Genomic DNA, 20,647 nt, shown 5'->3' with positions numbered 1-20,647 from the left:
CGTTCCCCGTCCTCCCCCTCCCCGTCCCCACCTTCCCCGTGCCCGAGTCCGGCGACGAAGCCGCACGACCCGAAGGATCCGCCATGCCGAAAACCACCGCCCGGACGGCAGCCGAGGCACCACCGGCCGAACCCGACCCGTACGCCCTGCGCGCCGAGGACGTCCGCGAAGCACCCCGCACTTTTGCCGGGCGGCTGCGCCATCTCGGTCCCGGATTCGTCCTGTCGGCCGCCGTCGTCGGCTCCGGAGAGCTCATCGTGACCACCTCGCTCGGCGCCGAGGCCGGGTTCGTGCTGCTGTGGCTCGTCGTCATCAGCACCGCGGTGAAGGTGTGGGTGCAGATGGAGCTGGCCCGCTGGACGATCCTCAACGGGCGTACGGCGCTGGAGGGTTACCGGGACATAGGCCCTCGCATCGGCCGGGTGGGCTGGATCAACTGGCTGTGGATCGGGATGGACTTCGCCAAGATGTTCCAGCGGGGCGGCATCATCGGCGGTACCGCGGCGGCGTGTTCGGTGATGTGGCCGATCACCGGCGAGACGCTGAGCTGGCCTTCGCTAGCCGTGTGGACGGTGCTGATCACCGCGCTGGCCGTGATCCTGCTGCGTACGGGCAAGTACAGCATGGTGGAGCGACTGTGCGTCGCCTCCGTGGTCATCTTCACCGTCGCAACGCTGGCACTCGCCCTCGGCCTGCCCCTGACCGAATTCGGGTACGGGCCACCCGAGCTGGGCGAGGGCTTCAGTTTCCTCATCCCGGCGGGCACGGCCGGAATCGCGCTGGCAATGTTCGGCATCACCGGGGTCGGCGCCGACGAGATGACGACCTACACCTACTGGTGCATCGAGAAGGGCTACGCCCGCTGGACCGGCCCGGACGACGGGAGCGAGGAGCGGGCCCGGCGGGCCGAGGGGTGGCTGAAGGTGATGCGCCTGGACGTCGCCGCCGGCTGGCTGGTCTGCACCCTGTGCACGCTCTCCTTCTATGTGATCGGCGCGGCCGTGCTGCATCCGCAGAACCTGATCCCCGAGGGCAACTCGATGATCACCACGCTGTCCCGCGTCTACACCGACACGATGGGTCCCTGGGCCGAGTACCTGTTCCTGATCGGCGCCTTCGCCGTCCTCTTCTCGACGCTGATCGGGTCGACCGCCAGCGTGCCGCGGCTGTGGACCAACACCCTCGGACTGCTCGGTGTCATCGACTGGCACGACGTCCGGGTACGGCGGCGCACGATCCAGGTCCTGACGTGCTGCCTGCCGCCCCTGTGGGCGTCGTCCTTCCTGTGGGTGCAGTCACCGGTCCTGATGGTGCAGATCGGTGGCATCGGCGGCGGAGTCTTCCTGCTGGCCGTGGTGATCGCGGTCTGGCGGCTGCGGTCCACCGGCGTCGACAAGCGCTTCCGCGGCAGCCCGTGGCTGACGGCGGCGCTCGCGGTCAGCAGTGCGGCGATCGTGTTCCTCGGCGTCTACGGCGTGCTGGACGTCCTCGGCATCAGCCTCGCCGGGTCCTGAGTCGGCCGGGCACGGGCGGGGTACCCGGGGTCTGCGAGACGGTACCGGGCGGCGACGGCCGGCTGTCCGCCGCCGCACCCGGCGCCGTGGGTCGAGGGAAGGAGCGGGACGTGGGCGAGAAGGACCCGCTGCGGACGTACCGCGGCAAGCGTGACTTCGGCAGGACCAGGGAACCTCACGGCCAGGACAGGCCCTCGGACGGCGAACCGCACTTCGTGGTGCAGATCCACGACGCGAGCACGATGCACTTCGACTTCCGGCTGCAGGTCGGCGACGTGCTGAAGTCCTGGTCCGTCCCGAAAGGGCCGTCGGCCGATCCGCGTGAGAAGCGGCTGGCTCTGCCCACGGAGGACCATCCACTGGAGTACGAGGAGTTCGAGGGCCTGATCCCCGAGGGCGAGTACGGCGGCGGAACGGTCATCGTCTGGGACCGCGGCACCTACCGGCCCACCAGCCACGACCGGCGTGGGCGGCCCGTGCCCTTCGAGGAGGCGCTGGAGCGTGGTCATGGCACGTTCCTGCTGCACGGCTCGAAGCTGCGCGGCGAGTACGCCCTGACCCGGCTCCGCGGCGGGAAGGGCGAGGCGTGGCTGCTGGTGAAGACCGCCGACGAGCGGGCCCGGCCCGGTGAGGGCGGGACGCCCGATCCGCGGCGGGCGCGGTCGGTGCGCAGCGGGCGCACGCTGCGGCAGGCGGCCGGAGCGGGGTGAGCGGCGGTGGCCGGTCTTCTGTACACGCTGTCCGCCGACGAGCGCCGATGGCTGCGTGACGCACGCTCGGGCGTGGAGCTGGCCTCCGAGCCCATGCTCGCCACGCTGAGCAGCCGGCGGGACTTCTCCGGCGAGTGGATCTTCGAGCGGAAGCTGGACGGCGTCCGTGCGCTGGCGGTCCGGGAGAACGGGCGGGTTCTTCTGCTCTCGCGCGGCGGCAACCGGCTCAACGAGACATATCCGGAGATCGTCGAAGCACTCGCCGCTCAAACGTGCACGGACTTCACGGTCGACGGCGAGATCGTCGCGTTCTCGCGGGGCCGTACCGACTTCGCCCGCCTCCAGCGGCGGATGGGGCTCACCCGGCGCCGGGACATAGACGCCAGCGGTGTGGCCGTGACGTACTACCTGTTCGATCTGCTGCGGCTGGAGGGCACCGACACCCGGCAACTGCCGTTGCGCACGCGCAAGTCGCTGCTGCGGCGCGCCCTGGCGTTCCGCGCACCGCTGCGGATGAGCACGCACCGCAACGAAGGCGGCGCCGAGTTGCTCGCCGAGTCCTGCGCCCGCGGCTGGGAGGGGCTCATCGCGAAACGGGCGAACAGCCGCTACCAGCCGCGCCGTTCACCGGACTGGCTCAAGCTGAAGTGCTCCCGGGAGCAGGAGTTCGTCGTCGGCGGATTCACCGAACCGGCCGGCAGCCGCGCCGGCCTCGGCGCGCTGCTGCTCGGCTATTACGAGGGTGACAAGTTGCGGTACGCGGGCAAGGCGGGCACCGGCTTCGACCACCGGATGCTCACCTACCTCCGCGACCGCTTGGACGACTTGTCCCTCGCCACCTCGCCTTTCGCCGACCGCGTCCGGGAGCCACGCGCCCACTGGGCGAAGCCGGAGCTCGTCGGGCAGATCGCGTTCACCGAGTGGACACGGGACGGCATGCTGCGCCATCCGCGGTTCCTCGGGCTGCGCGACGACAAGGCCGCGCGGGACGTCGTACGCGAACGCCCGGTGGCGTAGGCCGGGTCGCTCACCACCAGCACCCTCACGAACTCACGAACCACCGACTCGCCGGATCCGGCTCAGACGCGAACGCGGACCGTGCGCAGTTCCGCGTCGGAGGCGTCCGGAAGGTTCATCCCTGCCCGCAGGCCGGTTCGCAGGTACCGCAGGACCGGCTCGGTGAGCCGCTCACCCGGCAGGACGGCCGGGATGCCGGGCGGGTAGGGCGTGATCATCTCGGCCGAGACACAGCCTGCCGCGTGCTCCAGGGGCACGGCCCGGGCGGGGCCGAAGTACGCGTCGCGGGGGCGGCAGGTCTGCTCCATCCGCATGTCCTGCCCGCTCGGTACGTCGATGACCGGCCGGCCGTCGACCGGCTCCGCGGCATGCGCGGCGAGGTCGCGCAGGGCGTCGAGCAGCGGCTGTGTGGTGGCGGTCGAGTCGGCATGGGTGAGCTGGGCACTGATGCGCCGGTGGTCGACCAGGTGCATGTCGAGATGGTGTTCGCCGCGCAGCCAGTCGGCCGCTCGGTAGCCGCTCGTGCCGAGACCGCTGACGTCGATGACCACGGGCAGCGGGTCGAAGTCGGGGGACAGGCCGGGCCCCACGAGGTGGTCGTGGCCGAGGACGTGCAGGCCGGGTATCTCGTCGACGGCGGCGCGGACTTGCGAGGCGAGACGCAGCGCGTGGTCCAGGAGGCCCTTCCCGTGGAGGACCATCTGGCGGCGCCAGGCGTCGAGTCCCGCGTAGATGAGGACCGAGGGGCTGGTGGTGCCGAACAGGTCGGCGCGCGCCCGCAGGGTGTCCGCCTCGATCCGGGAGCCCTGGAGGTGGTAGACGGAGCCCTGTTCCAGTCCGCTGCCCATTTTGTGGATGCTCGTGACGCAGACGTCCGCGCCGGCGTCCATCGCCCAGGACGGCAGTTCCGGGTGGAAGGGCAGATGGGCGCCCCAGGCCTCGTCGACGACGACGGGGAGGCCGCGCGCGTGGAAGATCTCCGCGATGTCGTTCAGGGCGGCGCAACTGCCGTACGGGGTGGGGCTGGTGACCAGGGCGCCGCGCGCGTCCGGGTGTCGGGTCAGCGCCTCCTCGAAGGCTTCCGGGCCGGGGGCATGGGCGAAGCACTGCTCCTCGTCCCACTGGGGATCGACCCAGACCGGTTCGATTCCGGAGACGATCAGACCGGAGATCACCGATTTGTGGGCGTCGCGCCCCACGATGAGCTTCTCGCTCGGGCCCGCCACGGCGAGCATGGCCGCCTTGACGGACAGGGAACTGCCGCAGGTGGTGAAGTACGTGTGCTCGGCGTGGACCGCGTCCGCCATCAGCCGCTCCGCACGCACCAGCACCTCGCCGCTCGTACGCCGGTCGTCCAGGCCTCCGGACGCCAGCAGGTCGGAGTGGTAGACGGCGTCGCCCAGCGTTGCCCGGGCCTCCGGATCGGCGCCTCGCCCCTGCTTGTGTCCGGGCGGGGTGAAGGCGATTTCGCCTCGCTCGTGGTGGCGCCGCAGGGCGTCGAGTACGGGCGCTTGGGTGTGGTCCACGGGCCATGTCCTCCTTTCGGCGACGACTGTCGGGGCGGACCGCGCAGCGACTGGCGTACCGCCTAGGGGCGGTCCGAGCGGTCGTCCCCGGTGGCCTCGCGGTTCGCTCGGGTGCTCGGGGTGATGGGGTCGCCCGGCCCGCGCTCTCGGCCCCGGCTGGTGTCCGTGTCGTCCTCGTGGCCCTGCTGTTCGGCTTCTGCCAGAGCTTCTTCGGCCGCGGTACGGGGTGCCTTCTTGCGCCGCAGCGGGCGCTGCATGATCTTGCGCATACGGCGGCGAGTACCCGGCGCTCCGGTGTGCAGTCACCCGACTGTGGACCGTGCCCGGCCTCGTGGCGCCTATGACTCCGATGACGTCCGCTCGGCCCGGATGATCACGAGCTCCTCGTTCTCCTCGCGCTCGCCCACCAGACCGGACTCCCGCAGCCACGGGAGCCGGGAGCGCAGGACCGGACCGAACGGGATGTAGGCCCGGTCGCTCACGGCGGGCCGGAGCCCACAGCGCGCCAGGCGGACGAGTGTCTCCTCGATGTCGCTCAGCCCCGACTGGGCCATGAGCAGCACACCGCCGGGACGCAGGACTCGCGGCGCGTCGGCACAGATCCGGTCCAGAACCGCACGTCCGTCGCGGCCGGCGTTCCAGGCTCGTTCGGCGCCAGGGACGCCCGGCCGGTGCGAGGCGGGAGTGGGGACGTAGGGCGGGTTGCTGACCACCAGGTCGACGGAGCGGTCCGGGACGGAGCCGAGGAGGTCTCCGTGGCGGACCGTGAGGCGCTGTCCGGAGCGCAGGGCGTTGAGCCGGGTGGTGAGTACGGCGCGCCAGGAGATGTCGATCGCCGTGACGCGGGCTCCCTGACGAGCGGCGCAGATCGCGAGCGTGCCGTTACCGGTTCCGAGGTCCAGAACCTCCGCGCCGGTGCTCAGCTGTTCGCCGCAGAGGGCCTGTGCGAGCAGAAAGGTGTCGGCCTGCGGCCGGTAGACGCCGAGCGGCGTCAGGAGGGTCGTCGGAGGGGGGACTGTGTCCACGAGACCAGCCATGGTGGTGACTCTCCGTCCGGGCAACCGTCTCGGGTGGTGGAGATGGCCTTTGCCGCCGACCGTCGATCGCCTGGCAGGGCGCGTCCGTTTCGTCGCGCCGAGTGCCCTGCAACCGCTCCCCCACACGTCGTCCTTCACGCGAGCCCCGGTCCGCTCGTCCGAATGAAGGACGCCCCCGGCGGTCGCACGGGCGAGGCCGGTGCGACCGCTCAGGGGCGTACCGCGCGGGCGCGGGCCGGTCTACCGGGGGGTCTTCTTCGGGCGCTCGGAGGGCCTCATGCCTTGCTCCTCCGTCTTGCCCGACATCTGTTCGCTCCGGCCTTCGCGCTCCATGGCCGTGTCGCCCATGGTCTTGCCGGTGGTCTCCTTCATCTTGCCCTTCATCTGCTTGGCCTTGCCCTTTGCCTTACCCATGGTTTTCCGTCCTTTACGGGGAGGGTTGGACTGGCATGTCCACCCTGCGCCCCGATCTCACCGCTCGCAATTCGTGAACTTCTCCCTACGTGGAGTAACCATGCCGCGTGCTCGCGCGCGTTCGCACTGGCACACGTCAGGCCGAGTGGGGACGATGGATTCAGGCCATACGCACGCGGGACAGCGAAGGGATGACACGGGAGAACCACGCCAGTGCTCCGACCCGGAGGGGACGATGACGCCAGACACCCGTTCGGACGAGGTCGCCGGCGGCCCACAGGAGCCGACCGCACCGGACGACCAAACGGCCCGGATCGCCGAGTTGCGGGCGGAGATCGGCCAGTTGAAGGAGGCCGTGACCTCGCACGCGGTCGTGGACCAGGCGATCGGCATGATGGTCGCGCTGGGGCGGGTGACACCCGAACAGGGCTGGACCGTTCTGCGGGAAGTCTCCCAGCACACGAACATCAAGCTGCGCAATGTCGCGGAGCTGATCATCATCTGGGGGCAGAAAGGCGACCTCCCGCCCGAGATTCGCACCACGCTGGAAGACGCGCTCGACCGCTACGGGCCCACGCAGATTCCGCACGCCTGATTCCACGACGCCTGATTCCGGACGCCTGATTCCACGACGCCTGATTCCGGACGCCTGACCGCCCCGGCCATCATGGCCTCCGGCCAGGACCCGACGTGGTGTTTCGGTTCGACGCACTTGGTTAGTTCGGACACTGGCGACACACTGGCCAACCGCTCCCGGGAGGGTTCGGCAGTGAGCCCGCCACCCGGCCGCCCGGCCCGAAGGTACTCGCGCCGGGCGGCCGGGCGTTCCACCCGTCCACTCCGGCGCGAGCCAGGCATCAGGCAGGTCCGGCGAGCGCCTTCTCCCTCAGTTCGGTGCAGCACGCACTGAGCAGCCGGGACACGTGCATCTGCGAGATGCCGAGTTGCTGCGCGATGCGGCTTTGTGTCATGCCTCCGAAGAAGCGCAGGTAGAGGATGGTCCGTTCGCGTTCGGGGAGCTCTCGCAGACAGGGCTTCACGGCCTCGCGGTCGACGACCAGGTCGAACCCGGCGTCGGGCTCTCCCAGGACGTCCCCCAGCGCATAGCCGTCCTCGCTGCCCGGCAGTTCGGCGTCCAGAGAGAGGGCGGTGAAGCTGTCGAGGGCTTCAAGACCGACACGTACGTCGTCCTCACTCATGCGCGCGTACGCGGCGATCTCGGCGACGGTGGGCCGGCGGCCGGGAGCCGACTGCGACAGTTCCTTCTCGGCGACCCGGACGCGGTTGCGCAGGTCCTGGACCCGGCGTGGCACATGAAGGACCCACATGTGGTCGCGGAAGTGGCGCTTGATCTCGCCGGTGATGGTCGGGATCGCGTAGCTCTCGAAGGCACAGCCGCGATCCGGGTCGTAACGGGCGACCGCTTTGACGAGGCCGAGTGCGGCGACCTGGCAGAGGTCTTCGATGGACTCGCCGCGCCCCCGGTACTGGGTGGCGATGCGGTCCGCCATGGGCAGCCAGGCCTGGACGATCTCGTCCCGCAGCGCATCGCGGTGGGGCCCCTCGGGCAGAGCCGCGAGCCTTTCGAAAGCCGCGGCCGTGTCGGGGGCGTCGTCATGCGGGTGTTGCTTCGATCTGACGGTGACTCGCATGGTGCGTCGCATCTCCCTCAGAAGGCGCCGACTGGCAGTCACCATGGGAGGGCGCGCATGACGGGCTCGGAACACACCCGCGATCTGGCGGACCAGCTCCCACGGACGTGCCTCCTGTCCGAAGCACTTATATGCCCATTTCCCATCATTTCACCCGACCAAACGGGGATAATTTTCGCGATGCTCCGCGACGAGTCATCCGTGCGGAACTCGTGTAGAGCGTCGATTCGGGGAACTCGGGCTCTCAGGAGGTGGAGGTCATGGTCCCCGTCTTGTTGGTCCTCCTTCTGATCCTGATCCTGTTCGGAGTGGGATTCGTCCTGGAGGCCCTGTGGTGGATCGCCGTCGCCGTGCTCGTCGTCTGGTTGCTCGGCTTCCTGATGCGCGGCACGACGGCGACGGGTTCCCGGTCGCGCTGGTACAGGTGGTGAGGGCGAGGCCCAGGGCGCTCGTTCTGCGCGTGCGGCGTTGGCTCTACGCCACGCTGGGAGGGACGTACCAGCCCCGTGCGCGGACGGGTACCTGACGCGTACGGGCGAACGCCTGACAGGAAAAACTGCCGGCGGGTCTTTGACGGTGGGCCCGTCGGCGCCGGCGCGTGCGATGGCTGCCGGCGGTCGGCCGCCGGCAGTGGGCCCGCCTGGTGGCCCGGACCGCGGTCGGCCGCTGCCGCCGGGCGGTTGTTTCGGTCAGCCGCGGCGGGTACTCGCGCGAGATGGACACCGTCACGACGCACATGACCCTCTCCTCCCCCGTGCTGGGCGGAGTGGTGCCGTTCCTGGTAGGGGTCGTCATCGTCGGCGCCCTGATCGCCGCCGTCTGGTGGGGCCGTCGGCTCCGCGAGCGGGAGCCCGCGCCGCCGCACCCCCACGAACAGCCCCGGCCCCCGGCCTCCGGCCCCGTGCGCGAGGTGCGCGAGCGGCGAGAGCCCGTGGAGGTGCCGCGTGGCCGCCAACGGCTCACCCCGCACCAGCTGTGGGGACACGTCGGCGGCGGCTCCCGTCGCGCGCCGGACCAGGAGGCGCCGACCTGGGACAAGAAGAGCGGCGGAGCCTCCGGCAGCGGTGACCCCGGCCGGACGTGAACCTTCAGCGGACAGGGCCCCGGATGGCCACGGCACGCATGTGAGGGGTTCTCGGTCGCGGGTACCCCGCAGGCATGGAACGCGTAGCGAAGGGCCTGCCCCGGGAACCGGAACTGCCGCCGAGCCGGGGCCCACTCTCCGCGTCGGTCGCCGGCTATCTGCGTCATGCACGGCGACTGCCCGACCATGCCGCGATCGGCGACGCCGCCCCGTTCGGGGATGATCTGCAGCTGGCCCTCCACCTCTGCTACGAGCTGCACTATCGAGGCTTCGCGGGTGTCGACGCGGACCGGGAATGGGACCCCGAGCTGCTCAGGGTCCGGGCGGCGTTGGAGCGGCCGTTCCTGGCCGCTCTGCGTACCGGGGCTTCCCGGCACGAGCATGCCGACGACGCACTGGACGAGTTGCTCGTGGAACCCGTCGACGGCCACGGGATCACGCACTTCCTCCAGGACGAGGGCGAGCTGTGGCATCTGCGGGAGTACGCGGCCCAGCGGTCGGTCTACCACCTCAAGGAGGCCGATCCGCACGCCTGGGTCCTGCCGCGGCTCTGGGGCCGGGCCAAGGCGGGGATGGCGGCGGTGGAGTTCGACGAGTACGGCGCGGGACGCGCCGAGCGCGTGCACGCCCGGATGTTCGCCGACCTCATGACCGACCTGGAGCTGGACCCGGCATACGGTCACTATGTCTACGCGAGCGGCGCCGAGGCCCTGGCGGTCGTGAATCTCATGTCCCTCTTCGGGCTGCACCGTGCGCTGCGCGGCGCGCTGGTGGGGCACTTCGCCGCCGTCGAGACCACCTCGTCGCCCGGATCCCGGCGTCTCGCCCGCGCGATGCGACGTATCGGAGCGGGGCCGGCCGCCGAGCACTTCTACCGCGAGCACGTCGAGGCCGACGCGGTGCACGAGCAGATCGTGCGCCGGGAGGTCGTCGCGGGCCTTCTCGAGGAGGAGCCCCAGCTCGACGGCGACGTGGCGTTCGGTGTGGATGCCACCGGGTACCTCGAGGAGCGTCTCGCCGACCGGCTGCTGGCGGCGTGGCGGGCCGGTGAGTCGTCACTGCGTACATCCCTCAGCACGTCCCCCCGCACTTCCCTCCACCCATCCGTCTGACGTCTTCCCCGCAGGAGAGGCCGGTGGTCATCCGTGTCGACCGTCCCCGGCGAACGTCCGCGCCGGATCACAGCCCCACGCGAGGGCCCGCTGCTCGTCGAGGGTCCGGTCGAAGTCGTCCTGGAGGACGGCACGACCGTGTCCTCCGAGCGGTTCTGTGTGGCCTTGTGCACCTGCCGTCGCAGCCGCGCCTATCCGTGGTGCGACACCAGCCACCGCCAACACCCCGAGCGGGGGCGTCCGGACTGAGGGGCCGCCCCCGAGTCGGCTGATCCGGCGCGAATCCTCATGGGCCATTGACGTAGGGAGCGCTGTCGGGGACCGGCAGCGGCGTGGCCGTGCACTTCCTCAACCGTGGTCTGAGCCGCGAGGCGATGAGCGTCGTCGTTCCGGTGAGTGCCTCACGCGGGGGTGGCACTGTCCGTGCTGTGCGGCGTCTGCTTTCTCGGCTGCCGGACCACTCCCCTGGCCTGGCTGGGCATCCTGGTCGAGGTGCCCGCGCTGTGGCTCCTGTCCGGCGCGGGCGCTCAGCACGGCGCCAGTACGGCGCAGGCGTCCGCGGACGGTCTGCTCGCCAGTCTGGGCGTGGCCGTGCAGCACATCGGGCTGGCGCAGGCCGGTGCGGGGAGCGGGGTCCGGCCCGTGGTCGCGGGGCGCGTCGCCGCTGTCTTTCCGCTGCTGCCGAGCGCCCTGCGGCACATCCGGCGGTTCAGGCGGCCGCCGAACCGCCGGCCCAGGCGGTCGTGATCGGGGCGGGGGCGGCACTCGGCTGCCGCAGACAGGTCGTCGGCCTGGTGGGCGCGGGCTCCGCGACCATCCTGCCGGTCCTGGGCCGACAGTCGCTCGATAGTACGTACATTCGAATCCATGGGTAACCTGGAGCCATGTCCCCGCACCTCCAGGGCTCGCTCTTCGACCAGAGTGACGACGTCCGCCTGGGCCCGCTGAGCGGGCTGCGCCGGACCGCGCTCGGCGACGGCGCATGGATCGACCTGCTCCCGGGGTGGCTGCGGGGAGCCGACGCTCTGTTCACGCGGCTCGCCACCGAGGTGCCCTGGCGGGCCGAGCGGCGCAAAATGTACGAGCACACGGTCGACGTACCGCGGCTGCTCGCCTACTACGACGCCGGCGACACACTGCCGCACCCCGTCCTGGACGAGGCGCGGGACGCCCTTTCCTCGCACTACGCGGAGGAGTTGGGCGAACCGTTCGTCACGGCCGGGCTCTGCTACTACCGCGACGGCCGGGACAGCGTGGCCTGGCACGGGGACCGGACCGGGCGGGGCGGGCACGAGGACACGATGGTCGCCATCCTTTCCGTGGGCGCACCACGCGATCTGCTGCTGCGGCCTCGGCGCGGCGGCGGCAGCGTACGCCGGCCACTCGGGCACGGCGACCTCATCGTGATGGGCGGTTCCTGCCAGCGCACCTGGGAACACGCGATCCCCAAGACCACGCGTGCGGCCGGTCCCCGGATCAGCATCCAGTTCCGGCCGCACGGCGTGCTCTGACCGCGGGAACGCCCCGTCTCGTCATGCGCTGTGGGGGGTGGCGGGCGTCCGGCTCCTGCGCCACCACGAGCGACGGCGGCGCGGCTCCTGGTCCGGAAGCCAGCCGAAGGCCAGGCAACTGCCGACCACGCCGAGGAGAAGTCCCACGAAGAAGCCGCCCAGGTTCGAGGTGAGCCACGTACCGAGGGAGAGCAGAACACCGCTGATCGAATAGAAGAGGCGCTGTGTGGGGTTGAAGAGGATCAGCAGACCGCAGATCAGCATCAGGGCGGGCAGGAGATACCCGGCCAGACCCTGCATGCCGATGTGCATGACGACCTTCAGCGACGCCTTCTCGGTGACCAGGATCTCGGCCCCGCCCAGGGCGAGCAGCAGTCCACCCCAGAAGGGCCGGGCCGCCCGCCACCGCTGGAAGGCCGGCATCAGCAACCCTTGTCGCTGAAGCGGAGCTTCAGACCGGGGAGTTTGAACACCGCTGCCGTGGTGGCGTAGTTGGTCTGCCGGAGGTTGGCGATGTGTACGGTGTCGGCCTGCTGGCTGAAGACGCCCTTCGGTCCCTGACCCCCGGGACCGGCCTTGTCGAGGGTGCTGGCGTCGTTGCCGATCTCGATGTTCTTGAAGGCGGCGTCGCCGGAGAGTTCCGTGGAGTCGGTGGTCAGGTTGCTCGCGCTCACCTTCTCGGAGCCCTGGCCCGCCGTGATGAGCAGATTCGTGCCACCGAGGTCGACGCTCTGACAGAGCTTGGTGAGCGTCGCGCTCTTGATCGCGGAGACCACCACGAGGACCTGACCTCCGGTGTCGCCCTCGTTGGGGCTGCCTTCCGCCATCTGGTCGAGGCCGCCGAACTGCGCGAAACCCTTCCCGTCGAGCTCCGTCGCGGTGACGGTGAACGGCATGCCGGAGATCGCGAACTGGACACCCAGGGCTCCCTGGGCGGTGAGGATCATCAACCCCGCCGCGAGCGCCGTGGCAGGCACCGCCATCACCGCGGCGCGGCGGAGGCGGACCCGCCCGCGTCTTTCGGAAGTGGAACCGCTCTCCGAGCTCTCGGCGGGCTCGGGGCTGGAACCGGTGGACGAGGTGACGTCCGGGGACGAGGCCATTTCTGCTCCCTGTGCAGTTCAGCGTGGGTAGGGCTTCAGCGGCACGATGTCCTGGCGCGGACAGCGGCCGCGGCGCACGCCTCCTCACACCACCCGGCGAGTGCAAGGGCTTTCTCGTTACGCCGCAGTAACCGCCGTGGAAGTTACCCCCGGTAAACAACGGAGGTCAAGGAGCTTGTGGAAAAAGAAAGTTGGAAATGTGACGGACCCATGGAGGATTACTGAGTCCCTTGGTTGACCCGCGGAGCGGAGCTACCCGGCAACAGCGCCACAGCGCGGCGTGGGCCACTCATTTCCTCGCCAACTTCCTTGCTATGCCTTGACGTTGAGCAACCCTCAGGTTTACAACTCTCCCAGGTTTCGCACGGATCCGTGGCGCCGGATCCGTTGTGCGGCGCACGTCGACTCCCGGGTTCCCACGCACATCGACTCCGGGCTGCAATCCCCGTCACACGGGCGACAGATCTCCTGTGCGGCCGCACCCACTCCTCGTGGCACCGAGCACGGCCGCTGTCCCCGGCTGCAGCGTGCTCGGTCGCCCCGCCCCGCCGGTCCGTCGCGTACGGAGAAGGCGCGACGGGCCGGCGGCGGCCACCCTCCACCCCCGCTTCGACAGAAGAGGCATATCCCCATGCGTACTCGCACCTACCTCACCCTGGCCGGTGTCATCACGGCCCTCTCGCTGTCGGCGACCGGCCCGGCCTCGGCGGCCGACACCCCGGTACTGACCACCGGCGGCGTCGGCGGAACTCCCGTCGCGACCGGTGACGTCCTCAGCGCCTCACTGGCCACCGGCACCAATGCCACGCTCTACTCCAGCAGCACCGGCACGAGCGGCCTCTCCTGCTCCTCGTCGACCTTCGTCGCCGCCGTCACCGACAACCCGGCCGCACCGGGGACGGCCACCGAGTCGGTCACCCGCCACACCTTCGACAGCAGCAGTTGCTCCAGCAACGTCATCGGCGTCCTGGGGGTCACCAGAATCACCGTCGACAACCTGCCCTACACCACCGCCGTGACATCGGACGGCGCCGTCACCATCACCCCGGCCGATGGCTCGTCCATCCAGACAACGGTCGTACTGCGCACGCTCCTGGGCAGCATCACCTGCGTCTACCGGGCGCCCAGCCTGTCCGGCACGGCGAGCAACACCGACAACAGCATCTCGTTCACGAACCAGCAGTTCACGAAGTTCTCCGGGTCGTCGCTGTGCTTCAGCAACGGCTACTTCACCGCCAAGTACGCCCCTGTCGTGAACACGAGCCAGGAGGGCAGCCCGGCGGTCTTCGTCAACTGACTCGCACATCCCCGTACAGCGACTGTTCTTGAGTTCACTCAGAGGCAGTTGACGAGATCCCGTCGATCTTTACGATCGGTCGGGATCTTCGTCGTTTCCGGGGACTGTTCGACGGTGTTCGGGGTGGAAGATGGCGGCGGTCTTCACTGTCGGCGGTGGTGTCGCCTCGGTCCTTGGTGTTCCGGGCATCGCGAGGTGCCCCGAGGCGCCGGGGCTGGTGCTGATCGTTTGCGGTTCGGCCTGCTCAGGGTTCGGGATGCCGCGGGGGCGGCAGCCCTGTGTGCACCAGAGGTGCGGTCCGGTTCGGGTTCGGCTTGGGCGGTGCGACACGGGTGTCAGCGGTGAAGTCGGCGTCGGTGAGGCGGGTGCCGGTGCGCTGGTAGAGCCAGGTCTCGAGGATGTCGAGGATGCCGGCGGTGACCAGAATGGCGACGAGGACGTTCTGGGCGACCTGGCCGGGTGCGGGCCGGTGTTTGGGGTTGCCGATGTCGATCTCGTCGCTCTTGAGGCGGCCGTGGATCCCTTCGTTGTGGGACCGGATGGGCTTGTAGGCGACGATCCAGGCGGTGGAGAGGTAGGGGACGTCCTGCCGGAACTTCGCGGTCTTGAGGTGGGCGTGTCCGTTGATTAGACACTCCCCTCAGCCCCGGAACTACGCACGACCGGCGTCACCGAATCCGCACCGTGGCGCAGGTGAACGTGGTCTCCTTGAGTAGCTCCGGGGTGATGGCGACATGGCGAGCAGGATCGTTTGTGCCGCGATGCCGCGGATACGGCGGGAGCCCGCGGATTCGATGCCCTCGGCGAGGGGGTTCTTGGCGTAGCCGTTGTAGCCCTCGACGCTGTTACGGAGCCGGAAGTAGACCTTCTGCCATTCCGGGCCGCCGTACTCCAGGGACCGCCAGCGCTTGGCACCGGCTTCTGCGCTGACGGTGATGGCGTTCTGGCGGCAGATCTTCAGCGGGCCCACTGGGCTGGCTCGGGGCCGACGAGGGGCAGTTGGATGCTGCGGTCCATGGTGTGCGGCTTGATGGAGCACTGGGCCTTGCCCGCTTCGGCGGGGCACATCATCCGCTGGTAGCCCTCGTCGTCGGCGTTCTGCTTGGGCATGAGGCGGTATCCGCGGCGGGCGGCGGTCAGCCGGACCCAGGTCTCGCCCGCATCACCAGTCGCATGACGATCACCACACGGTCGATCGACAGAACCGAGTCGAGGCGCGGAGCGTCCGGGAACGGCCGGTCGGGCGGAAAATCGCGGTCAGGGCCTACGGCGTCTGTCCACGGCCACGGGGAGGACGTGGGCCGAGCCCGGGCGGCGGGTTGTCCACGCATGCGACGGCCCGGGTGCCGTCGGGCGGAAGAAGCGCGCCGTGGCCACCAGGGCCACGGCGAGGGCAGCGGGTATCGCGTAGGCGATGCGGAAGTGGCCCGTAGCCCCCAGACCCCCGCTCGCGCCGGCTCCGACGAGCACACCGACGTAGTTGAAGACGTTGAGCCGGGCCAGCACCGTCTCGGGGGCACCGGGTCGCAGCCGGCCGGCCGCGGCGACGCACAACGGGATCAGGGCGGCGACTCCGAGGCCCGCGCAGCATGCCGCGACGACCGCGTACGGCCAGCTCGGGGCCACCGCCAGACCGGCCAGGGCGACGGCGGTGAGCAGGGCCGCGGCGCGGACCACCGCCACCGGCCCGACCCGGCGCACCATGAGGTCGGCGCCCGCCCGGCCGGTCACCGTGCCCGCCTGGTAGGCCGCGTACGCGAGCGGCGCGGTGGCCAGGGACGCGGCGAGCGTCTGGTGAAGGTAGGCCGTCGACCAGGCCGAGACCGCGGAGTCGACGACGTAGGCGACGAGCAGAACGACACCGAAGGGGACGAGCCGCGCCCACACCCGCCGCCCCGGGATCTCGTCGTCCGGCGCCGGTCGGTCGCTGGACGAGGAGGGCACGGGCGCGAGGGCGTGGGGCCGGACGGTCAGCGCCAGGAGTGCCACGAGTACGGCGTGCGCGGTCAGGACGTACTGGACAGGCCAGCCCAGCCGGGAGACGCCCGCCGTCAGCAGCGCGGCAGCCACGCCCGCGGCGCTCCATACGGCGTAGAAGGAGGAGAGGATGCTGCGCCCGTAGTGGCGTTCGACGGTGGCCGCGCGGGTGTTGACGGACACGTCGATGACGCCCAGCGCCAGACCGAAGAGGACGTAGGCCGCCGAGGCGGCGGCCGGGCCGGGTGCCCACGCCACGGACAGCAGGGTCGCGACCGCGGTCAGCACCGCCGCGCGCATGACGGCGACGGGACCCGAGCGGCGTACGGCGGCCAGACCCGTGAAGCTACCGACGCCCGCAGCCAGGGTCAGGGCGATCGTGAGGGCGGTCATCGCCAGGGACGACAGCCCCAGACGGCTCGCCATGGCGGGCACGGTGGTGGACACGGCGGCCACCGCCACGCCCTGGGCGGCGAACACGGTGGCCGTGACCCGACGGGCTCCCGCGAGCGAGCCGCCGCTCGCGGACCGGGGCGGAGTCGTCGCTCCGACGGATGCGTTCATGGGGGACCCTCTTCCTGTCACGGACCGTGGACGGGCCGGCGTGCGCGAATTGGAGCAACCGTAGGAATCCGGACCGACCCGCCGGAGGACACCGACGGCCACACGAGGGACCCTGGCGGCCAGCAGCGGACGGCCCGGGGCCGGTAGCCGATGACTTCGGGGTCAAGAGCCCACGGCGGCTGGTGCCGAGGATCCGACGGTTCGGGTGGCCGGGAGCCGACGGTTCGGGTGGCCGGGAGCCAACAGCCCGGCAGTCGGAAAACGGACGGGCTGGGGGTGTCTCACGGGGCGGGTTCGCCGTCGGCCGGGTGGCAGGGGCATCGGTCTGTGGCGCGCCGGGGCGGTCAGTGGGCTGGCCGCTGCAGCCCCCTTTGTGGCCGCACGGGCCAGTCCGCCGGTGCTTGCGTGCTGCCTAAGTTCCTCCCACGCCGAAAGTGGCGGCGAGAGGAGGTGGACTCGTGAAGGAGTCCGAGTTCGACACGTGTGTCATCGGTGCCGGTCCCGCTGGGCTGGCAGTGGCACGGGCGCTCGGTGAGCGACGGCTTCCCTACACGCACATCGAGCGGCACACCGGTCCGGGCGGCCTGTGGGACATCGACAACCCGGGCAGCCCGATGTACGAGTCGGCCCATTTTGTCTCCAGCAAGACCCTCTCGGGCTTCGGCGGCTGGCCGATGCCCGACCACTTCGCCGACTACCCGCCGCAGCGGCAGATCCTGTCGTATCTGACGTCGTTCGCCGACGCGTACGGGCTGTCGGAACGCATCGAGTTCGGCACCGCGGTGCGCGACGTGGCGAAGAACGCGGACGGCACCTGGACGGTCACCCGTGCCGACGGGCGCCCCAGCCGGCACGCGCAGGTGGTGGTCTGCACCGGCTCGCAGTGGCACCCCAACATCCCCGAGATCCCGGGTGACTTCAGCGGCGAGATCCGGCACACGGTCGGCTACCGCAGCAGCGACGAACTGCGCGGCAAGCGGGTCCTGATGGTCGGCGGGGGCAACTCCGGCTGCGACATCGCCTGCGACGCGGCCCGTGCCGCCGACCACGCGGAGATCAGTATGCGCCGCGGTTACTGGTTCATCCCCAAGCACCTGTTCGGCAGGCCCGTGGACACCCTCGAAGGCGTCGGTCCCCGGATGCCGAAGTGGCTGGAGCAGAGGCTGTTCGGCACGCTCCTGCGGATCGTCAACGGCGATCCGACCCGCCTCGGCCTGCAGAAGCCGGACCACAAGCTCTTCGAGACCCACCCCACGGTCAACTCGATGCTCCTGCACCACCTGCAGCACGGCGACATCACCGCGCGCCCGGGCGTCCTCCGCGCCGAGGGCCGCACCGTCCACTTCACCGACGGCAGCAGCAACGACTTCGACCTGATCCTGCTGGCGACCGGCTATGTGCACAAAGTGCCCGTCGCGCAGGCCTACTTCGGCGACGAGCAGCACCCCGACCTGTACCTGTCGTCGTTCTCCCGCGAGCACGAGGGGCTGTTCGGCGTCGGCTTCATCGAAACCAACTCCGGCGCCTACCAACTCTTCGACGCCCAGGCGCAGCTGATCGCCGGCTTCGTCCAGGACACCCACCGGGGCCTGCCGAACGCCGCGCGGTTCGCCCGCATGATTCGCAGCGACCGCCCGGACCTGACCGGCGGTCTGCGGTTCGTGGACTCCCCGCGCCACACCGGCTACGTCGACAGCGCCGCGTACACCAAGTACGTCACCAAGGTCGCCGCCGCCATGGGCTGGCCCACCGAGGGTCGGCCGCCGGCCATGCCGGCCGTCCGCAGCAAGGAGACGGTGGCATGAGCGGCTACGACTACACCGGCAAGGTGATGCTGGTGACCGGCGGCGCGGGTGGCATCGGCAGCGCGCTGTGCCGGCGGTTCGCGATCGGCGGCGCGGTGTGCGTCGTCGTCGACATCGACGGTGAGCGCGCGCGGCGGGTCGCGGAAACCCTGCCCGGCGCCGGTCACCTGGGCCTCGGCTGCGACCTGCTGGACCGGGCCGGGGTCGCGGACCTCTTCGAACAGGTCGCCGCCGCCTTCGGCCGCCTCGATGTGCTGGTCAACAACGTCGGTATGACCAGCACCGAGCGGTTCGACGTGCGCACGGTGGAGACCATCGAGAGGGAGATCGACCTCAACATGATCTCCCCGCTGGTGGCCACCCGGCTGGCCGTTCCCCTGCTGAGGGCCTCCGCCGATCCCCGCGTCGTCACCACCGTGTCCCTCGCCGGCATCTTCCCCCAGGGGGAGACTCCCATCTACGCGGCGTCGAAGTTCGGGCTGCGCGGCGCGATGCTGTCCATCGCCCTCGACCTGGGCACCAAGGGCATTCGCGTCGGCTCGGTGCTGCCGTCGGCCACCGACACCCCGATGCTGCGCCGGGAGGCCGTCGACGGCGGCAACTCCCTGCAGTTCCAGGACCCGCCGCAGCAGCCGTCCGACGTCGTCGCCGCGGTGGTGAGCCTGCTCGACCGGCCACGCCTGGAGGCGTATCCACGCGTCGGCGAATCGCTCCTGGTCCGCTTCTCCATGCTCGTGCCGAACCTTCTCCCCAGGCTTCTCCCGCTCTTCCGCAAGCGCGGCGAACGCGGCCTGGCCCGGTACCTGGAGGACCTGCGCCGTAGGGGTCTGGCCCGACAGGTCGACGGCCGCTGGGAACTCGTGAAGGAAGCATGATCATGACCACGGAAGCGAACGACCGCCTGCTCCGGGTCGTCAACCCAGCCACCGGGGAGACCCTCGACACCCTGCCCGCCGCCACCGCGGGCGAGGTGGACACGGCCGTGGACCAGGCGCACCGCGTCTTCGACAGCGGGGTGTGGGCGGCTCGGCCGCCCCGGGAGCGGGCCGCGGTCCTGTTGCGCCTCGCCGAACTGATGGAGCGCGACGCCGAGATCCTGGCCCGCCTGGACTGCGAGGACGCGGGCAAACCCATCACGGAGTGCCGTACCGGCGATGTGCCGGGCGCGATCGAGTCGATCCGCTGGTTCGCGGAGGCGGCCGACAAGGTCTTCGGCCGCACCGCCCCCACCAGCCACGACCACCTGGGTCTGATGAGCCGGGAACCCGTCGGAGCGGTCGCCGCCGTCCTCCCCTGGAACTACCCGCTCGCCATGGCCGCCTGGAAGATCGGGCCCGCCCTCGCCGCGGGCAACAGCCTGCTGCTCAAGCCTGCCGAGGCGACCCCGCGCTCGGCCCTCCACGTGGCCCGGCTGGCGACGGAGGCGGGGCTGCCGGACGGCACCCTCGCCGTGCTGCCCGGCTACGGCGCGGAAGCCGGCCGGGCGCTCGCCCGCCACCCCGGGATCGGCGCGCTCTCGTTCACCGGCTCGACGGCGACCGGACGGCGGATCCTGGCCGACGCCGCGGAGACCAACTTCAAGCGGGTCTCCCTGGAGATGGGCGGCAAGAGCCCCCAGGTGCTGATGCCGGACGCGCTCGACTTCGGCGTCGACCTCATCGACGACATGATCGCGGCCGCGTTCCTGACGATGGGCCAGAACTGCACGGCCGGCTCCCGGATCCTGGTCCACGAGGACATCGCCGCCCAGGTCGTCGCACGGTTCACGGCCGCAGCCGGGGCCCTGGTCATCGGCGACCCGGCCAAGCCGGACACCCGCACGGGACCGCTGATCAGCACTGCGGCGCGAGACCGGGTCGCCCGCGCCGTGGACGAGGCGGTCGCCGCCGGAGCCGTGGCCCACACCGCCGGGTTGCCGGCGGGCCTACACCCGCACGGGGCCTACTACCCGCCCACCGTCGTCGTCGGCGCCCCCGACGGCAGCCGGGTCCTCACCGAGGAACTGTTCGGCCCCGTGGTCACCGTCCAGACCTTCGCCTCCGAGCAGGAGGCGATCCGGACGGCGAACGCCACCCCTTACGGCCTTGCCGCCTCACTGTGGACCCACGACCTCGACACCGCCTTCCGCCTCGCCCGCGGCATCCAGGCCGGAGTGGTCTCCGTCAACTCCTACAGTGAGGGCGACATCACCGCCCCCTTCGGTGGCTGGAAACAGTCCGGATTCGGCGGGGCGGAGCGGTCCACCGACGCCTTCGCGCAGTGGACCAGGGAGAAGACCGTCTGGATCCGTACCCGCTAGCGCGGCCGAAACCGGACGCAGATGC

General features: G+C 70.7%; 25 protein-coding genes. 15 read left to right on the top strand and 10 right to left on the bottom strand.

Features of this window, described 5'->3' with window-relative positions:
• The 3 genes from FGD71_RS29720 to ligD form a co-directional block, all read left to right on the top strand.
• Nucleotides 1–1,514: Nramp family divalent metal transporter (locus tag FGD71_RS29720; RefSeq protein ID WP_420878359.1), on the top strand; the 1,514-nt coding region annotated here is incomplete at its 5' end.
• A 110-nt stretch (nucleotides 1,515–1,624) separates the two neighbouring features.
• The gene (locus FGD71_RS29715) at nucleotides 1,625–2,224 is read left to right on the top strand and encodes a DNA polymerase ligase N-terminal domain-containing protein (RefSeq protein WP_119103628.1); all 600 of its coding nucleotides are present in this window, start codon (nucleotides 1,625–1,627) and stop codon (nucleotides 2,222–2,224) included.
• A 6-nt stretch (nucleotides 2,225–2,230) separates the two neighbouring features.
• Nucleotides 2,231–3,241, top strand: coding sequence for a non-homologous end-joining DNA ligase (ligD, locus tag FGD71_RS29710; RefSeq protein WP_162931250.1), 1,011 nt, complete (start codon nucleotides 2,231–2,233; stop codon nucleotides 3,239–3,241).
• 62 nt (nucleotides 3,242–3,303) lie between these two features.
• Here the strand turns inward: ligD and FGD71_RS29705 are convergent, their stop codons facing one another.
• From FGD71_RS29705 to FGD71_RS29690, 4 genes are all read right to left on the bottom strand, one after another.
• On the bottom strand, nucleotides 3,304–4,767 hold the full coding sequence (locus FGD71_RS29705) for an aminotransferase class I/II-fold pyridoxal phosphate-dependent enzyme (protein ID WP_119103627.1): 1,464 nt from the start codon (nucleotides 4,765–4,767) through the stop codon (nucleotides 3,304–3,306).
• A gap of 62 nt (nucleotides 4,768–4,829) precedes the next feature.
• Nucleotides 4,830–5,036, bottom strand: a complete 207-nt coding sequence (locus tag FGD71_RS29700) for a hypothetical protein (RefSeq protein ID WP_119103626.1) — start codon at nucleotides 5,034–5,036, stop codon at nucleotides 4,830–4,832.
• A gap of 69 nt (nucleotides 5,037–5,105) precedes the next feature.
• A complete protein-coding gene (locus FGD71_RS29695; RefSeq protein WP_119103625.1) occupies nucleotides 5,106–5,804 on the bottom strand; it encodes a HemK2/MTQ2 family protein methyltransferase in 699 nt (232 codons plus the stop codon).
• Between the two features lie 240 nt (nucleotides 5,805–6,044).
• Nucleotides 6,045–6,218, bottom strand: coding sequence for a CsbD family protein (locus FGD71_RS29690; protein ID WP_119103624.1), 174 nt, complete (start codon nucleotides 6,216–6,218; stop codon nucleotides 6,045–6,047).
• Nucleotides 6,219–6,453: 235 nt separating this feature from the next.
• On the opposite strand from FGD71_RS29690, the gene FGD71_RS29685 reads away from it, so the two are divergent.
• Nucleotides 6,454–6,813 (top strand): ANTAR domain-containing protein, encoded by a 360-nt coding sequence (locus FGD71_RS29685; protein WP_119103623.1) that lies wholly within the window; start codon nucleotides 6,454–6,456, stop codon nucleotides 6,811–6,813.
• A 262-nt stretch (nucleotides 6,814–7,075) separates the two neighbouring features.
• On the opposite strand, the gene FGD71_RS29680 is transcribed toward FGD71_RS29685, so the two are convergent.
• Nucleotides 7,076–7,870, bottom strand: a complete 795-nt coding sequence (locus FGD71_RS29680) for a SigB/SigF/SigG family RNA polymerase sigma factor (protein ID WP_119103622.1) — start codon at nucleotides 7,868–7,870, stop codon at nucleotides 7,076–7,078.
• Nucleotides 7,871–8,130: 260 nt separating this feature from the next.
• Here FGD71_RS29680 and FGD71_RS29675 point away from each other — a divergent pair, with 260 nt between their 5' ends.
• The 6 genes from FGD71_RS29675 (at nucleotide 8,131) to FGD71_RS29650 (ending at nucleotide 11,577) form a co-directional block, all read left to right on the top strand.
• On the top strand, nucleotides 8,131–8,301 hold the full coding sequence (locus tag FGD71_RS29675; protein WP_119103621.1) for a hydrophobic protein: 171 nt from the start codon (nucleotides 8,131–8,133) through the stop codon (nucleotides 8,299–8,301).
• 167 nt (nucleotides 8,302–8,468) lie between these two features.
• The gene (locus tag FGD71_RS29670; protein WP_338120091.1) at nucleotides 8,469–8,954 is read left to right on the top strand and encodes a DUF6479 family protein; all 486 of its coding nucleotides are present in this window, start codon (nucleotides 8,469–8,471) and stop codon (nucleotides 8,952–8,954) included.
• A gap of 74 nt (nucleotides 8,955–9,028) precedes the next feature.
• Entirely contained in the window at nucleotides 9,029–10,066 is a 1,038-nt protein-coding gene (locus FGD71_RS29665; RefSeq protein ID WP_119103620.1) for an iron-containing redox enzyme family protein, read from the top strand.
• Between the two features lie 33 nt (nucleotides 10,067–10,099).
• The gene (locus FGD71_RS29660) at nucleotides 10,100–10,315 is read left to right on the top strand and encodes a CDGSH iron-sulfur domain-containing protein (RefSeq protein WP_119103619.1); all 216 of its coding nucleotides are present in this window, start codon (nucleotides 10,100–10,102) and stop codon (nucleotides 10,313–10,315) included.
• A 162-nt stretch (nucleotides 10,316–10,477) separates the two neighbouring features.
• Nucleotides 10,478–10,813: a hypothetical protein gene (locus FGD71_RS29655; RefSeq protein WP_119103618.1), complete on the top strand. Its 336-nt coding sequence runs from the start codon at nucleotides 10,478–10,480 to the stop codon at nucleotides 10,811–10,813.
• A gap of 137 nt (nucleotides 10,814–10,950) precedes the next feature.
• Nucleotides 10,951–11,577, top strand: a complete 627-nt coding sequence (locus tag FGD71_RS29650; protein WP_119103617.1) for an alpha-ketoglutarate-dependent dioxygenase AlkB — start codon at nucleotides 10,951–10,953, stop codon at nucleotides 11,575–11,577.
• Between the two features lie 21 nt (nucleotides 11,578–11,598).
• Here the strand turns inward: FGD71_RS29650 and FGD71_RS29645 are convergent, their stop codons facing one another.
• Together FGD71_RS29645 and FGD71_RS29640 are read right to left on the bottom strand one after the other, a co-directional pair.
• Nucleotides 11,599–12,000 (bottom strand): DUF6114 domain-containing protein, encoded by a 402-nt coding sequence (locus FGD71_RS29645; RefSeq protein WP_119103616.1) that lies wholly within the window; start codon nucleotides 11,998–12,000, stop codon nucleotides 11,599–11,601.
• The gene (locus tag FGD71_RS29640; protein ID WP_119103615.1) at nucleotides 12,000–12,680 is read right to left on the bottom strand and encodes a DUF6230 family protein; all 681 of its coding nucleotides are present in this window, start codon (nucleotides 12,678–12,680) and stop codon (nucleotides 12,000–12,002) included. Before FGD71_RS29640 ends, FGD71_RS29645 begins: the two co-directional genes overlap by 1 nt.
• A 631-nt stretch (nucleotides 12,681–13,311) precedes the next feature.
• Here FGD71_RS29640 and FGD71_RS29635 point away from each other — a divergent pair.
• Entirely contained in the window at nucleotides 13,312–13,977 is a 666-nt protein-coding gene (locus FGD71_RS29635) for a Tat pathway signal sequence domain protein (protein WP_119103614.1), read from the top strand.
• 130 nt (nucleotides 13,978–14,107) lie between these two features.
• Nucleotides 14,108–14,608, top strand: a complete 501-nt coding sequence (locus FGD71_RS29630; protein WP_140935971.1) for a hypothetical protein — start codon at nucleotides 14,108–14,110, stop codon at nucleotides 14,606–14,608.
• 21 nt (nucleotides 14,609–14,629) lie between these two features.
• Here the strand turns inward: FGD71_RS29630 and FGD71_RS49205 are convergent, their stop codons facing one another.
• The 3 genes from FGD71_RS49205 to FGD71_RS29620 all read right to left on the bottom strand — a co-directional run bounded on the left by FGD71_RS49205 (nucleotide 14,630) and on the right by FGD71_RS29620 (nucleotide 16,518).
• On the bottom strand, nucleotides 14,630–14,947 hold the full coding sequence (locus FGD71_RS49205; protein ID WP_240436837.1) for a hypothetical protein: 318 nt from the start codon (nucleotides 14,945–14,947) through the stop codon (nucleotides 14,630–14,632).
• Nucleotides 14,935–15,087: a hypothetical protein gene (locus tag FGD71_RS49200; RefSeq protein WP_240436836.1), complete on the bottom strand. Its 153-nt coding sequence runs from the start codon at nucleotides 15,085–15,087 to the stop codon at nucleotides 14,935–14,937. The genes FGD71_RS49205 and FGD71_RS49200 overlap by 13 nt, the downstream gene beginning before the upstream one ends.
• Before the next feature lie 147 nt (nucleotides 15,088–15,234).
• The gene (locus FGD71_RS29620; RefSeq protein ID WP_240436835.1) at nucleotides 15,235–16,518 is read right to left on the bottom strand and encodes an MFS transporter; all 1,284 of its coding nucleotides are present in this window, start codon (nucleotides 16,516–16,518) and stop codon (nucleotides 15,235–15,237) included.
• A gap of 458 nt (nucleotides 16,519–16,976) precedes the next feature.
• Here FGD71_RS29620 and FGD71_RS29615 point away from each other — a divergent pair, with 458 nt between their 5' ends.
• From FGD71_RS29615 to FGD71_RS29605, 3 genes are read left to right on the top strand one after another with little or no spacing between them, the layout of a single operon-like run.
• The gene (locus tag FGD71_RS29615) at nucleotides 16,977–18,323 is read left to right on the top strand and encodes a flavin-containing monooxygenase (protein WP_119103613.1); all 1,347 of its coding nucleotides are present in this window, start codon (nucleotides 16,977–16,979) and stop codon (nucleotides 18,321–18,323) included.
• Nucleotides 18,320–19,198, top strand: coding sequence for an SDR family NAD(P)-dependent oxidoreductase (locus FGD71_RS29610; protein ID WP_119103612.1), 879 nt, complete (start codon nucleotides 18,320–18,322; stop codon nucleotides 19,196–19,198). Before FGD71_RS29615 ends, FGD71_RS29610 begins: the two co-directional genes overlap by 4 nt.
• Nucleotides 19,199–19,200: 2 nt before the next feature.
• Complete coding sequence (locus FGD71_RS29605; RefSeq protein WP_119103611.1) at nucleotides 19,201–20,622, top strand: aldehyde dehydrogenase family protein; 1,422 nt, start codon at nucleotides 19,201–19,203, stop codon at nucleotides 20,620–20,622.
• Nucleotides 20,623–20,647 lie beyond the last annotated feature (25 nt).

The sequence above is a fragment of the Streptomyces sporangiiformans genome (assembly GCF_005768555.2).
GTDB classification, from domain to species: domain Bacteria; phylum Actinomycetota; class Actinomycetes; order Streptomycetales; family Streptomycetaceae; genus Streptomyces; species Streptomyces sporangiiformans.
This window is presented reverse-complemented; position numbering and strand designations above follow the sequence as displayed.